The 14,039-nt window shown below is 56.0% G+C and carries 11 protein-coding genes and 1 tRNA gene; 4 read left to right on the top strand and 8 right to left on the bottom strand.

Translation table 11 applies throughout. The annotated features are described in order from the left end of the window. Nucleotides 1-15 precede the first annotated feature (15 nt). The 4 genes from WBG56_RS12000 to WBG56_RS11985 are packed head-to-tail and all read right to left on the bottom strand — an operon-like array spanning nt 16 to nt 7,273. Nucleotides 16-2,073, bottom strand: a complete 2,058-nt coding sequence (locus tag WBG56_RS12000; RefSeq protein ID WP_424268584.1) for an AIPR family protein — start codon at nt 2,071-2,073, stop codon at nt 16-18. Further along, nucleotides 2,061-3,035: a PD-(D/E)XK motif protein gene (locus tag WBG56_RS11995; RefSeq protein WP_424268582.1), complete on the bottom strand. Its 975-nt coding sequence runs from the start codon at nt 3,033-3,035 to the stop codon at nt 2,061-2,063. The genes WBG56_RS12000 and WBG56_RS11995 overlap by 13 nt, the downstream gene beginning before the upstream one ends. Beyond that, nucleotides 3,001-5,763 (bottom strand): Z1 domain-containing protein, encoded by a 2,763-nt coding sequence (locus WBG56_RS11990; RefSeq protein WP_424268580.1) that lies wholly within the window; start codon nt 5,761-5,763, stop codon nt 3,001-3,003. Before WBG56_RS11990 ends, WBG56_RS11995 begins: the two co-directional genes overlap by 35 nt. Beyond that, on the bottom strand, nt 5,747-7,273 hold the full coding sequence (locus tag WBG56_RS11985; protein ID WP_424268578.1) for an ATP-binding protein: 1,527 nt from the start codon (nt 7,271-7,273) through the stop codon (nt 5,747-5,749). The genes WBG56_RS11990 and WBG56_RS11985 overlap by 17 nt, the downstream gene beginning before the upstream one ends. A gap of 128 nt (nt 7,274-7,401) precedes the next feature. Between WBG56_RS11985 and WBG56_RS11980 the strand changes: the two genes are divergently transcribed. Further along, nucleotides 7,402-8,988, top strand: a complete 1,587-nt coding sequence (locus WBG56_RS11980) for a DNA cytosine methyltransferase (RefSeq protein WP_424268574.1) — start codon at nt 7,402-7,404, stop codon at nt 8,986-8,988. Between the two features lie 314 nt (nt 8,989-9,302). Here WBG56_RS11980 and WBG56_RS11975 read toward each other — a convergent pair whose 3' ends face one another. The 4 genes from WBG56_RS11975 to WBG56_RS11960 form a co-directional block, all read right to left on the bottom strand. Further along, nucleotides 9,303-9,659, bottom strand: coding sequence for a tyrosine-type recombinase/integrase (locus WBG56_RS11975; RefSeq protein ID WP_424268572.1), 357 nt, complete (start codon nt 9,657-9,659; stop codon nt 9,303-9,305). Then, nucleotides 9,656-10,078 (bottom strand): tyrosine-type recombinase/integrase, encoded by a 423-nt coding sequence (locus WBG56_RS11970; RefSeq protein ID WP_424268798.1) that lies wholly within the window; start codon nt 10,076-10,078, stop codon nt 9,656-9,658. The genes WBG56_RS11975 and WBG56_RS11970 overlap by 4 nt, the downstream gene beginning before the upstream one ends. Continuing rightward, nucleotides 9,973-10,383: an Arm DNA-binding domain-containing protein gene (locus WBG56_RS11965; protein ID WP_424268570.1), complete on the bottom strand. Its 411-nt coding sequence runs from the start codon at nt 10,381-10,383 to the stop codon at nt 9,973-9,975. Before WBG56_RS11965 ends, WBG56_RS11970 begins: the two co-directional genes overlap by 106 nt. A gap of 173 nt (nt 10,384-10,556) precedes the next feature. Next, a tRNA-Phe gene (locus tag WBG56_RS11960) sits at nt 10,557-10,632 on the bottom strand. Nucleotides 10,633-10,751: 119 nt separating this feature from the next. Here WBG56_RS11960 and hemA point away from each other — a divergent pair. The 3 genes from hemA (at nt 10,752) to prmC (ending at nt 14,032) form a co-directional block, all read left to right on the top strand. After that, nucleotides 10,752-12,029 carry a glutamyl-tRNA reductase gene (gene hemA / locus WBG56_RS11955; RefSeq protein ID WP_424268568.1) on the top strand — a complete coding sequence of 426 codons (1,278 nt, stop codon included), beginning with the start codon at nt 10,752-10,754 and terminating at the stop codon, nt 12,027-12,029. Nucleotides 12,030-12,111: 82 nt separating this feature from the next. Beyond that, nucleotides 12,112-13,191 (top strand): peptide chain release factor 1, encoded by a 1,080-nt coding sequence (gene prfA / locus WBG56_RS11950; protein ID WP_424268566.1) that lies wholly within the window; start codon nt 12,112-12,114, stop codon nt 13,189-13,191. Between the two features lie 19 nt (nt 13,192-13,210). Continuing rightward, a complete protein-coding gene (gene prmC, locus WBG56_RS11945; protein ID WP_424268564.1) occupies nt 13,211-14,032 on the top strand; it encodes a peptide chain release factor N(5)-glutamine methyltransferase in 822 nt (273 codons plus the stop codon). The last annotated feature ends 7 nt before the right edge of the window (nt 14,033-14,039 follow it).

Below are 14,039 nucleotides of genomic sequence, written 5' to 3'. Positions count from 1 at the left end.
TACCAATCTGACAACTCAGGTCTCCAACTTCCTACGTAATTTGACTAGCTCCTTCGCTTGGCGATCCGTAGGTACCCAGGAAGGATTTGAGGCTACCCGCAGAAGTCCATCCTCGCGTGGTGTCACTAGCCTGCTGTTGAGGGCCGCTTCTCGCAAGCTAACCCAGTTGCTTGCACCATATGCGAGTACCTCTTGCAGGGCATCGATGCCAGAATCTATCTTTGCCTCCGCCCTCGCTGCGCGGCGTACGGATTCGGCTTCCTCAGAGGCAATGAGTTCCGATTCTAGTGAGCTGATAAAGGGAATATCAGTTTCTCGGAACCGCTGCCAAGCACCCTCCTTCTTACACCATTCTGATATGTTTTGTATGCCAGCAATCGGGTGCGTAATAGAATTATGGGCCGATTTTGCAATTAGGGCTAATTGTTCGACTAACGCGTCCGACAGAGATTGATCCCGCCAGATCTGGTCAAAATTGAGTTTGTGCCTGTCTGTCCGGTTTTCGATCATGTTCGCCAGTTTTGCGATAGTGTATGTAATGATCTGGGCTCGGTAGCCACCTTGATACCATTCTTCCTTCGGAACCATTTTTTCGAGCGAACGAAACATCAATGCTTTCACAATAAGCTGTCTGAAGTATTCATCGTGGAAAAAGTCTTGGTTTTGCGTCCATTCAGCAGTTATATATTCCGCAAATTTGATAAAATTCTTTTGAGCTCCCCGGCTAACATCGTGAGGGTACTGCCTCCACGAGTTCTCGAATTTCGCGAGATCGGTCTTGGTGATTATCTGGTTTCGTGGATTTTCTGTCTCAAATCGCTTGCGTTCGACACCCGCCAGTCTTCCAATCTCCACTGCGTACTGGCCCCTTGCGCGTTCGTAAAACCAGTAGCTCTCAACCTGCGTCCCCTTTTTGGCAGGTGCTCTAAGCCGACGGGAGATTTTTTCTATGCGCCGATGAAATTCGTGGTTCGCGAAGAAATCTGCATCTGAGACCTTGTTCTGTGAGTTTGAAAAACGGGAAATTAGAGGAATAAAGGTTCCAGAACGTTCGTCGCTTACTACTGATAGCTTCATCTGCACTAAGACGTCGGAGAGGTCTACCGTAGACCTTCGGTTAGCGTAAGCTATGGATGCTGTCGTTTGTCCGCCATTGACGATCTGAAAGTCTTGGGCAGAGACTATATATTTTCCTCCACCCGATTCGAGGATCTCAACACTCGACGCGGTCGCGGCTATGCCGTTGTTGTAGGCAAAGAACATCTGCGGCTCTTTTTGTAGAGTTTGCTGGATGCCCTTGTTGACCTTGCCGGTTGTGCTGAGAAATGCTCGCACGTTTCCCTCGAGAAGTCGGCTCCCATAGCTCTCATAGATTTCTGATAGAACAGAGCCAGGTATCACGCAAAGGTACCCTTCGTATGAGTCCGAGCTGTTACTGGCAGGGAGGCATGGTAGGCCGCCGGAGGGGAGGGAGCTGAAGTCTACAACTAGCTCGTCACGGCCCGATTGAGCTAGGCTGGCTCTGTAGAACCTCGTGAGGTCCCAGATGTGGAATTCGACAGGTACTCCATTGATCTCGCCCTCTGGCCAGTCCTTGATTCGCGTGCTCAGTGGCCGATCGCTTATTAAGTAGAGCCGGAAGCGAGAGATATCATTTATGCGTGTGCAAAGCTCCCTCGCAAGGCCGTACTCCGGCGAGCTTTCCTCTGTCACGTCCTCGATGGATCCTGAGAGTGATTCCTCGATGAATGCCTTCAGATCAGAAAAGAGTTTGAGAGCATCCGATCCTGTTATGTTCGATGGAAAGGTGTCTCTTTCTGCCGAAAAGTCTGCTATGACGAAACGTGCAGACTCGTCTGCGTCGTCAAAAGAATATCCGTCAACCCCTAAGTTTTTTAGTCCCGGGCGCTGGCGACGGTAGAAGCAGGAAAAGAATTCAGATAGCTCCTCTGCCTCCTCCAGGAGCTCACCGCATTGCTCGACGAAGGCGGTGTAGCCAAAGTTCCTGTCCGCACTCGCTCGGACCATGGCTCGCGCAAGGAGCTCTCTGCGAAAATCTTCTATTGGTTCCATGGCTTTCCCCTCTCAGCTACTTTGAATGGACTCAGCTGGCTGATTTCCAAAGAATATTTGGCCTTGGTTATCGCACTCGGGAGTTCACTTCTGCGCAGGCAGGGAAAATTTTCCGTTATTGTGTACCACTGAATTTGCGTCAGGTTGTACTCTTCGCGTGTGTATTCATCTCTATCTATGAAGCCGGCCTCTCTTATCAGTATCTCAAATTTCCCTGCTGCTTCAGGCTCATTCATTACTTTCTCGCGAATCTGTGACACCATGGACGAGAGAGTCCCGCTATCCTTGGTGGCGGGACGAATTATGAATTCGCAGACAGCAAGCGAGAGGGCACTGGGCTTGATGTCAAGCTGCTCAGACGAACTGATAATTACCTCCGTCCCTCCCAGCGTGATTGACTTGACCTCCACCAGGAAAGTTGGGAACACAAAGTCCTGCGGAGCATCCAGTGGTCCGCGCCACGCGTCAATTGCAAGCCCTGGGCCTAAGTGTGTGATAGCCTTGGTGAGTATGGTTAACTCACCGGCCAACCCTAGCCTTTGCTGCGAGGAGAGGAGGCCGTCAGGACCCAGAGCTAAAAGCCGTTGCCACCGTGCTAGAAGGTGAAGCACGAAACCCCCTGCTTGTGTGCCCTCTGTCGTGGTTTCTCCTTGGTCAATTATCTCGTCGCACATCGCGGCAAAGAGTTGCCGCAGTTGGGGTTGCCTTAACGAGATGGATGTTGCCCAGGCCCCGTCACTTCTCAAGCCGATGCTAACGTCCACGGACGTGTATGTCGGAACGTCTCCTGGGGACTGACTCGAGATGGCGAGCAGTCCGACCTGACCCGCTCCGTCCAATTGCGCGAAGAGATCGAGGGGGTGGTTTGGCGAGACCCGCCGGTGAACGGGTAATGTCCCGGTCCCCGTCAGGCTTTGCCATAGTAATTCACTCCGCGACGTCATCTTCGTCAGATTCTTCATATTCGTCATCTATGGAATGGTCGCGAAGCCATGTCTGGTTCACGCGATATGCGACGGTCTTGCTTGGTGTCTTATCGTCAAACGGTGGAAAACTCAGGCCGTATGCGATGAACAAATCATCCGTAGTAAGCCCACTCCAGACGCTCTCATCGTGTTGGTGGTACGGTGTCACTGCGTAAATAAGCAGGAGCGGTCGATCCCTCTTCGAGCGGAGAACGTGGTCTGCTACATTTTTCCCCTTTTCTTTTGCCTCCGAGATTTCTTCGTCAACGATGCTCTTGGCAATTCCCTCGCGTTCTACACCCCTTGAGCCAACTCTCGCCTTTGCCCCGGAAATCAGCACTGTCTGATCGCTGTCGGCAGTTGTGACGACACGCTGGAGGGGCCGCAGCTCAATATTCGAGTCTAGGAAGTTAATAGGGTCTAGTCCGCCTTGGGGGAACGCAATGTCCCATGTTTGAAGCTTAGGCTCATCTGTCTCGGCGATGAATTTTCTTAGTCCAAAATCTTCCTTTTCATCGTCAGGGACGTAAAGTTTAAAGTTGTGTGGATGAACCTCAAACGAGTCAAGAAAATTCGCTACGATTTCCTTCCCGACGCTCCTTGCTATCGGATTTCCCCATTCAGAACGCTCAATCCCTATATGCTGTTCCTGCAAAGATCGAATGAGAGCTCGTGTGGCAACCTTATTGGCGTCATTCGAACGTACTCGTAATTTAGTTGTTTCTGCCCCCTCACAGCTCCATGATATTTGCCTTATAACAGTCTCGGAGTTTCGCATCTTGTTGCGTGCTGTCACGATCAGCGTATCTGGATGCGAGCGAACCTTAAGGCCAAAATCTTTTGGAGTGAGGCCTAGCTGCCGCATTCTGCGGACTTCGTCTCGTAGCTCCTCCGCTGCCAGGGTGACGTGCGAATACCATAGCTGTGCGTCGGCGGTAATCCATAGCCTGCATAAGTCTTCGTATCCGCGTCTGTACCCGAACCAGCGTCCCATCTGGAGTAAAGTGTCGTATGCTTGTGTGCTTCTGTGAAAGTAGCTTATGCATAGGCCTTCCAAGGTGAGGCCACGAGATAGGCTGTTTCCACCAATGGCAATTACTCGCAGGCCGGATTCGGCATGTTTTGTATAGTCTAGGCTTGCCGCACCTGACCTTTGATTTACAGATTGAACGGAGATTGGTGCGCTGGACTCGAACAGTGACGCTCTTATTTGCTTCCAATCGAAACCGCAATCTTGATACTCTTTCAAAAATAAGGAATGCAGCTCATTCAAGACTGTATCTTTCTCGGAACTTCCGTTGCTGAGTCCGCTGTAGCTTCGTATGTGCTGTTTCATTTCCTCCAGTGCGGCGTAAATAAGATCTCTCGTCTGGTCTTGCACATGTGTGAAGCGGCTTATGTTAACGAGCATCGACCTGTGCGCTGTCCGGTCGCCACGAAGGTCTCGTATTGTATTGACCAATATGAATTGCTTTATTGCCGTTTGGAGACTCTGTGGAAGATCTTCTATCGCCAATGTGCTCTTGTGCTTCAGCGGGAATATGTCTTCTGCGTCTTCTAGCTCTCGGATGAACGTGTTGGCTGAGTCACTGTCAATACCGAATATTCGACTCGCGCCGATATAGTTGGTCGGCGCGTCCAGCGCATAAATGAAGTCACGGGGGAAAAGTTCCTCCTTGTAGAAATCCCTGTCAGTGGTGTCGGGATCTATGAATACGTTGGCAAAAGGGGTTGCCGTGAAGCCAATATAGGTGGAGCGAGTAAATAAGTTGAGTAGACTTCGTATGCAGCGATTGACGGCGGTTGGCTCCGTGTCTCCCTTGTTTGTGTTGACGGAAGCGTTGTCGGCTTCGTCATCTATTACCAGCAGGCTTTCTCTCACGTTGCCGCCGCTGTCCGCGTTGTATGCTTTTAGCCAGGCAGTTAGATTTTCGATGATGTTTTTGTTTTTCTTAACAACGAAGAGGACGGGTTCACGTACCGCGCTCAGTGTCAGTTGCCGGGAATTCAGAACGTCCTTGTTGAAGTCCTTCGTTCGTGATGTGAATACGGCAGCGAATCGCTTCTGATTGTCTAAGCCTGCTCCCACCGCTCTCTTCCTCCAGGCGCCTCTACTCCCCTTCGATAGTAGAAATTCCGAACTGTCTAGGCCAGCGAAGCCTTCGTCCAATCTCTTTTGTGTTTGACGCCGGAGACTTTCAAGAGTACCTGTTAGGAGTACGATAACCTGATATCCTGCGTCGGCTGCCTTACAGCAGAGTCCTGTATAGGTTGCGGTCTTTCCTGACTGGACATCTCCGATTACTAGGCCGCGTCGCTTCCACACTTCTTCTTTGGCATACGGATTCCCGCATAGGTCAAGGATGCTATCGGTGACTCTGTTGAACTGTCGGAGAACGTCAGGGGACCAGTCTTTTTGCAAGTAGTTGCGAAAGCGGGTCCAGTAGAAGGGATCTATCGTTGCGCGCCGTGAATCGAGCCATGGCTTTATGTCATCGGCTTTCAGCCCTTCGCCCAGATCCATGCTGACGCTAAGCCTCGCCAATAGTTCCTTCAGAATATCGTTTTGTTCTGACTCGCTCGTCCCTTTGCCCATGGCGGCTTCGACAACTGGAGCTAGCTTGACTATTCTGTCCTTCAGCGCTTGTTCGGTAATCGTCACGTCGTCCTGGAAGGACCTGACGACGTAGTCAGCCAGTAGTTGTGCATTATGTGTGAGGCTCACCGAATTTCTCCCTTATCTTTGCGGTGATATCGGGGTATTTGCTAAATGGCTCCAATAGGTGAATCCGATCTAGCAGGCTTGTCCGATCTTCTTGGTTTTTTCCGATTGCGGCTAAGATTTGAATGGCAAGTTCCGTGAGTTTGTCTTCAATTTCAAGCACGCCAATATTATTATTTGCAGTCCGCCTGTCTGATGCCATATCAGCATATACGGCGTCGAAAGGAAATGAATCTTCGAGCAGACGAATCAGCTGCTCTAGTAGAGGTGTGGTGTGCTCCGGCAATTCCTTCGTTAATGCTGTAAAGAGATCATGCTCCCGGTTGATTTGATATCGAACATGCTTGTCTCGCAGCTCGATTCTTTCCCAAACGGATATGAGCCCTCGGGACTGCCTCTGATTCCCACGGAATGTGTATACGCGACGACTGCGGTTGGTAATTAATTCAATGATTCGTAGTAATCCTTGTCGTACCTTCTCTGGCGGGTGGGCCGCTGATTTCTTGACGTCTAGAGACCATAGGTGGTCTAGAGAATTTGGGATGTCTACGATTACCCGTGCAAGCTTTGTGATCTCTTCCTGCTTGGCTAGTCTGAACCATGTTCCCCAGGTAATGAGTCGCCGGCTTCTATAGACGTAGAACCCCTGATTGCGTCTGAGGCCTTCCTCGCCGCCGGCCTCCCTGACTTCGCTTGGTGTGAGCTTTGAGATGTGTGGGAGAATATGAGCTTCTATCCGTACCTTCTCACCGTCGATGTGTAGGATTTCCTCGGGTAGTGTTTGGCTGCCTCGCGAATTGGATAGGTACGGATCTATAGGGGTGATCGGGATTCCGTTAATTGTGATTGCCAGAATTGGTGTTGTGCCTTGAAGAAAGCGGTGAAATACTAGGGCTAGATGATCTCTGGTTCTGTCCATCAAGTCCATCAGTGCCCTTTCGGCATTCGATTCCCCTGCTAGCGCTCGATCAAGCTCGCGCCAGATTATTAGGGTGCCGTGGTCAGCTTTCCGTAGGCTCTCAATGGCTGGCACTTTGTTCAGATCGTGACTTTCGAGTTCGAGCAGCGTCCAGTTCGATGTTCGAGCTACTGTGTCCAGGTCCCATTCTGCGCCGGTGAAGATGCTGTCGCGAGAAGAGACTACTGTCAGGCGTCGGCATTGGGAGAGGCTGGCGGTTTTCAAGCCTAGGCCGAACCGTCCGAGGTCAGCCTGTTCTCGTTCAATTCCCGGGTTTTGGCTACCGTGCCTCATTGCGTCGAATAGCCTGGATGCTGTCATCCCTGTCCCGTTATCGCCAACAACTACATAGGGCGACGGCTGCGCCGAGAACTCGATAGTCACTTGGCTAGCAGCGGCAGCGATGCTGTTGTCGATGATGTCTGCCAGCGCGGTTTCGAATGAATAGCCAATCGCCCGCATCGCGTCCAGCAGTGTCGGCGCCGAAGGTGGGGTGTACCTCTCTTTCAGAAGGGTCTCCTTGTCGTCGTCTGAATAGTGTACAGTTTGACACATGTTAACTCTTTCAGTTGACGCTGTACTCCTGCATCAGAGTGGCTGTAGGGATACTGAGGTGAGTCATGGGCCCCTTCCTGGTACACTTCAGGCTTGCGGGGAATTCCCTAACAAACAGAAGAAAATAGATGTTATCTATCGACCAGATACCTGTAATAGATTTGTTTGCGGGTTCGGGTGGATTGGGCGAGGGTTTTTCCACTGCTGTTGATGGTCACAATCGCATGCGATTTGATGTGCGGCTCTCGATAGAAAAGGAGAGCGTTGCTCACAGCACCTTGTCTCTCCGCGCGCTATATCGTGCAATGTGCAGCGGTGGAGCCAGCGCTCCTGATTGCTACTACGACTACGTCTCAGGGAAAATTACTCGTGAGCAGTTATTCAGGGATTCCGCCGTATCTGATGATGCGAGGGCGGCGGCATTGGGCGCGCGGTGCGCCGAGTTAGGCGTTACTCCGGCAGGCCAGGTGGATGGCTGGATTAGGGAGGCGCTTGGCGATGCTTCAGAATGGGTTCTGATCGGTGGCCCGCCTTGCCAAGCCTATTCTCTGGCCGGGAGATCCCGGATGAGGTCGAGCGATCCAAACAAGTTTGAGAAGGACAAGCGGCATCTGCTATACGAGCAGTATTTGCGTATTTTGCGTGACTTTGGTCCGGCTGTATTTGTCATGGAGAACGTCAAGGGGATCCTGACTTCGCGGCTTGGTGGGAATCTCATCTTTGATCGGATTCTTCGTGACTTGCAAGAGCCGGGAAACGGGCGTAGGTATCAAATAAGATCCTTCGTTGCTGCTGGGCAGTCTCTGACGCCACTGGACTTTCTTATTGAATCCGAGCGATTTGGTTTGCCTCAAGCGCGACATCGAGTGATTGTTTTTGGAATCCGCTCAGATTTGGCAGAGAAAGGGAAAGAGATGCTCATGGATGACGGGCGTTTTCTTTTGAAGGCGAATGATGCGAAGGTGACCGTCAGCGAGGCCCTGTCCGGCCTCCCTTCGTTGCGAAGCCGCCTGTCCAAGGAGCAGGATGGACTTGACGCGTGGCTCGCAGTTCTGAGGAGTTCGAAGCGGATGCTTAGAGGTTGGCATCATCCGCTGCGGATGAGGGTTGAGGAAGTCATGGCCAAGGCATGTGCGGATGCGCCGCAGCATGGATCGTATGGGGGCGTTTTCTTGCGAGGAGGGGGCTGCCCCACAGGGGCTCCAGAAAAACTGAAGAGTTGGCTTGAAGACCCACGATTGCCGGGTGTTCTTCAGCATGAGGCCCGTAAGCATATGCGCTCAGATTTGGAGCGCTATATGTTTGCATCATCGTATGCGGAAGTTACGAAAAAGTCACCTAGGCTGTCTGATTTCCCCGAAAAGCTGTTGCCGCTTCACTCAAATGTCTGCGATGAAAAGGTTCCATTTATGGACCGATTTAGGGTTCAGCGTGCTGACGAGCCTTCGACTACCATCGTTTCGCACATCGCGAAGGATGGCCATTACTACATACATCCGGACCCGTCCCAATGCCGCAGCCTTACGGTCCGGGAAGCGGCGCGGCTGCAAACCTTTCCCGATAATTATTTCTTTGAAGGGAATAGGACTCAGCAGTATTGGCAGGTTGGAAATGCTGTCCCACCCTACCTCGCGCGGCAAATTGCGGATGTTGTCCTTGACTTCCTAGATAGTGTACGGGCATTGGCGGGTCGAGAACGTGCAGCCTGCTCATGAGCATAACGAACCTTCTGCGGATGGGCCTTTAACGGTCAGACTGCCCACTAGATGGAGCGGCGCTTGCCGAGTGGTCAGCAGCTGCGGACTATCCGGCGCGGTGTGGGTATCTGTTGCCGTGAGTCCGTTGCCTAAAACATCGACTGCATTACTGCGCTCCTTCCCACAAGGAGTGTGCGCTCAAGGGTGAGAGCCGCCACGTTTTGGGTCTTCTGGCCTGTGTCCCGTAGACCTTAAGTCAAGCGGGAGTCCCTTTCTGCATCCTTTCGGCCTCCTTTCGGCCTCCTTTCTGAAGACCTGGATTTCAAAAAGAGCTAATGCTTTGATTCATAAATAAAACTTCGCAAATTCTCTCCGCGTTCATTCTGCAAGCCTCCAGGCTGGGTGCGCAATGCGCTGTTGATGGTGTTGTCGCTGATGTAGCGGCTTCTCTCTGAGCGCCGCGACATGCTGCGGAAGACCGGGCCGGTGGGGCCGGTCAGCGGGTACAGCTCACGCAGGATTTCCAGCGCCTGGCGTGGCAGCGGGACGATATGGGCGGGCGTTCGACTATCCCGCTTTTGCCACTCGCGCATTTTCATCTTCTCCGGTGGGCAGCGCCAAAGCTCGACCTCGAAATCGATGTCTTCCCAGTCCGCGAGCCGGATCTGTCCCGGACGCTGGAACATCATGGGGGGGCAAGCCGCAACGCGCTGCGTGTGATGAAGTGCCCGTGGTAGTTGCGGATGTCGCGCAGCAGCTGTCCCAGCTTGGCGGGCTCGGTGATTGCCGCAAAGTGCCTGCTGCACGGCGGCGGCAGGCCGCCCGTGTTCTTGTTGACGAGGTTCTTGCCGGGTTCCAGCGCGCCCACGTCCACGGCGTATTGGTAGACGTGCTGGACAGCCTCGCGGACGCGCTGCGCCGTTTCAAGGTTGCCTCGATCCTTGGGGCGGTACAGGCATTGCACGATTTCCGTTGGAAGGATCGTTTCGATCGGCTTGTGGCCTACCCAGGGAAAGATGTGAATTTCCAGGTGCCGGATGACTTTCTGGGCGTAGTCTTCCGACCACTCCTGGTCCTTCTTGGCGCTGGTGTGCCAGGCCCGCGCCAGCAGCTCGAAGGTTTACAGGCGCGTGATGTGCGCCTGTTCCTCCTGCCGGTCGCGTACTTCTTTGGGATCAAGACCATTGGCACGTTGGCTGTTGGCTTCGTAGGCCTTGGCGCGTGCTGGGCAAGCGTGACTTCCGAATAGGGCCCCATGCCCGGCTTCACGGCCTTGCCGCCCTTTGTGTAGCGATAGGCCCAGGCCTTGCCGGACACTCGTACACGCAGATACAAATTATCGCCGTCGTTTAGCAGATATTCTTTCGGACCGGGCTTGGCTGCCCTGATCTGAGTCTCGCTGGGTAGGCTCATGACTTGTACCCCCAGAGGCTGTTTTTGACAAAACCATTGTGGGGTACAAGTTGGGGTACAGACAAACGCGGGATGTAGGGACGCGCAGTGACACGTCTAGGGCAGAGAGTTCTGCCTAAGAGATTGATTTTATGGGGTTTTGGGATGTTTTGAACCGTGCTGGAACAGCGCGGTGGTGGCCCGGGGCGGAATCGAACCACCGACACAAGGATTTTCAATCCTCTGCTCTACCGACTGAGCTACCGGGCCAAGACGTCGAATCATACACGAATTTTTTGCCGTATGCAGGCGCTGGGGCATGGAAATGGCCCAATGTCCGTCCCACGACCTATAATACTGAAGTCTCCAGCTACGAATTTTTCCGCGGCATGTCCGTTGATGTCCTGACCTTTGGCCTGAACCACGTCTCCGCGCCGGTTTCCGTGCGCGAGCGGGTGTCGTTTCCGATCGAATTGCTCAAGCCCGCGCTGTCGGCCTTGCGGACCGCGTTCGGCTCCTCGGTGCGCGAGGCCGCGATCCTGTCCACCTGTAATCGCACGGAAATCTACTGTGCGGCCGATCCGGGCGTGAAGGCGAAACTGCCGGCCTGGTTGGCGGAATTCAACCGCCTGGAAGCCGGCCAGCTGACGCCGCATCTCTATGAATACCAGCACAACGATGCCGTGCGACACGCCTTTCGCGTGGCCAGCGGGCTGGATTCCATGGTGCTGGGCGAACCGCAGATCCTGGGGCAGATGAAAGACGCCGTGCGGGCCGCCGAACAGGCAGGCACGCTGGGCACCCTGCTGCATCAATTGTTCCAGCGTACGTTCTCGGTCGCCAAGGAAGTCCGTTCCCAGACCGCGATCGGCGCCCATTCGGTGTCCATGGCCGCCGCCGCCGTGCGCCTGGCCGAACGCGTGCTGGGGGATCTGTCCTGTGCGAACGTGCTGTTCATCGGCGCGGGCGAGATGATCGAGCTCTGTGCGACCCATTTCGCGGCGGCGCAACCCCGCCAGATGGCGGTGGCCAACCGCACCGTCGAACGGGCGGAACTGCTGGCCGCGCAATTCGATGCGCGCACGCTGAAATTGTCCGCTTTGCCGGATCATCTGGCCGAATTCGACGTAGTCGTCTCCTGTACGGCCTCATCCTTGCCCATCCTCGGCCTGGGGATGGTGGAAACGGCTGCCCGTACGCGCCGCCATCGCCCCGTGGTGATGATCGATCTGGCCGTGCCGCGCGACATCGAACCGGAAATCAGCCGCCTGGCCGACGTCTATCTCTATACCGTGGACGACCTGGGTCGCATGGTGCAGTCGGGCACCGACGCCCGGCGGGCCGCCGTGGTGCAGGCCGAGGCCATCATCGAAGCCCGCGTGCAGCATTTCATGCACTGGCTGTCCAACCGCGCCATCGTGCCGGCCATCATCGATTACCAGCAGAATGCCGATGCCCTGCGTCTGGCCGAACTGGACCGCGCCCGGCGCCTGTTGGCGCGGGGCGACGATCCGCAGGCCGTGCTGGAACAGCTGGCCTACAGCCTGACGCACAAATACATGCACGGCCCCCTGGCGGCGCTCAATCGCAGCGAAGGCGCGGAACGCGACCAGTTGCTGACTCTGCTGCCTCGCCTGCTGCCCGAATCCGGCGCCCGCCGCCGGTAGCGGCTTTTCCGTCCCTCGTCTTCCGATCCGGCGGCCCGCGCCCCGGATCGCGTCTCTCGCGTAACCCTCCGGAATCCATTTCATGAAAAGCTCGATGCGCAGCCGCCTGGAACAGCTCAGCCACCGCCTGGCCGAGATCGATGCCATGCTGGCCGAGCCCGACAGCGCTGCCGACATGGACCGTTTCCGCAAGCTTTCGCGGGAACGGGCGGAGCTGGACCCCGTGGTGCAGGTGTTCGGATCCTGGGAACGGGCCTGCGCCGACCGGGCCACGGCCCGCGAGATGCTGTCCGATCCGGACATGAAGTCCCTGGGGGAAGAAGAGTTGGCGAGCGCCGACGAACGCATCGAACGGCTGGAAGCCGATCTGCAGATCCTGTTGCTGCCCAAGGACCCGGACGACGACCGCAGCGTTTTTCTGGAAGTCCGCGCCGGAACGGGGGGTGACGAAAGCGCCCTGTTCGCGGGTGACCTGCTGCGCATGTATACGCGCTATGCGGAAATCCGCGGCTGGCGGGTGGAACTGATGTCCGAAAGCGCCGCCGAATTGGGCGGCTACAAGGAAGTCATCGCCCATATCGAAGGCGATGGCGTGTACGGCCGGCTGAAGTTCGAGTCCGGGGCGCATCGGGTGCAGCGCGTGCCGGAAACCGAATCCCAGGGGCGGGTGCACACCTCGGCCTGCACCGTGGCGGTGATGCCGGAAGCCGATGCCCAGTCGGACATACAGATCAATCCCAACGATCTGCGTATTGATACGTTCCGCGCCAGCGGCGCGGGCGGGCAGCACATCAACAAGACTGATTCCGCCGTCCGGATCACCCACCTGCCCACCGGCCTGGTGGTGGAATGCCAGGACGACCGTTCGCAGCACCGCAACAAGGACAAGGCCCTGCAGGTGCTGGCCGCCCGGCTGAAAGACCGCCAGCAGCAGGAAGTCCACGCCCGCGAGGCCGCGCAGCGCAAAAGCCTGGTGGGATCGGGAGACCGGTCCGAGCGCATCCGCACCTACAATTTTCCGCAAGGGCGGATGACGGATCACCGCATCAACCTGACTTTGTACAAACTGGCACAGGTGATGGATGGCGATCTGGACGAGGTCACCAATGCCTTGCTGGCCGAGCACCAGGCCGAACAGCTGGCGGCGCTGGCGCTGGACTGAACCTGGGGGCGCGGACGAGATGGCCCATACCTTGCGGGAGCACCTGGCGGACAGTCCCTTGCCGCGCCTGGAGGCCCAACTGCTGTGGCGGCAGGTGCTGGGGGTGTCCCGCGCCTGGCTCATCGCCCACGACACCGACCCGCTGGATGCGGCGCAGGAAGCGGCCTACCGGGCACTGGAAACCCGTCGTTTGGCGGGCGAGCCGATGGCCTACATCCTGGGGCGGCGGGAATTCTGGGGGCGGGATTTCCGGGTCACCCCCGATGTGCTGATCCCCAGGCCGGACACCGAGGCGCTGGTGGAATGCGGCTTGCAGGCCATCGCCGGCCTGCCAAGCCCCCGGGTGCTGGATCTGGGCACCGGCAGCGGCATCGTGGCGGTGTCCATCGCCCTGGACCGCCCCGACGCCCGGGTGCGGGCCACCGATTGCAGCCCGGCCGCGCTGGCCGTGGCGGAAATGAACGCACGCGCGCTAGGGGCAACGCTATTGTTTTCCTTGGGGAATTGGTACGATACTCAGTTGGATTCGGGGCGTTATGACTTGATCGTCTCGAATCCTCCCTATATCGACTCACAAGACCTCCACTTGGCTCAGGGCGACCTGCGGTTCGAACCGCGGGGGGCGCTGACCGACGGGGCCGATGGCCTGGACGCCCTGCGCTGCATCGTGCGGGGGGCGGCGGATCATCTGCGACCCGGCGGGGCCTTGTGCGTGGAACATGGCTGGGATCAGGCGGCCGCCGTGCGGGGCCTGTTCCAGTCCGAGGGGTTTTCCGATGCGGCCAGCCAGCGGGATCTGGCCGGTATCGAACGCGTCACCTGGGGCCGCCTGGCGGCCTGAATTTTAA

Source organism: Castellaniella sp. (assembly GCF_049671645.1).
GTDB lineage: Bacteria > Pseudomonadota > Gammaproteobacteria > Burkholderiales > Burkholderiaceae_B > Castellaniella.
This window is presented reverse-complemented; position numbering and strand designations above follow the sequence as displayed.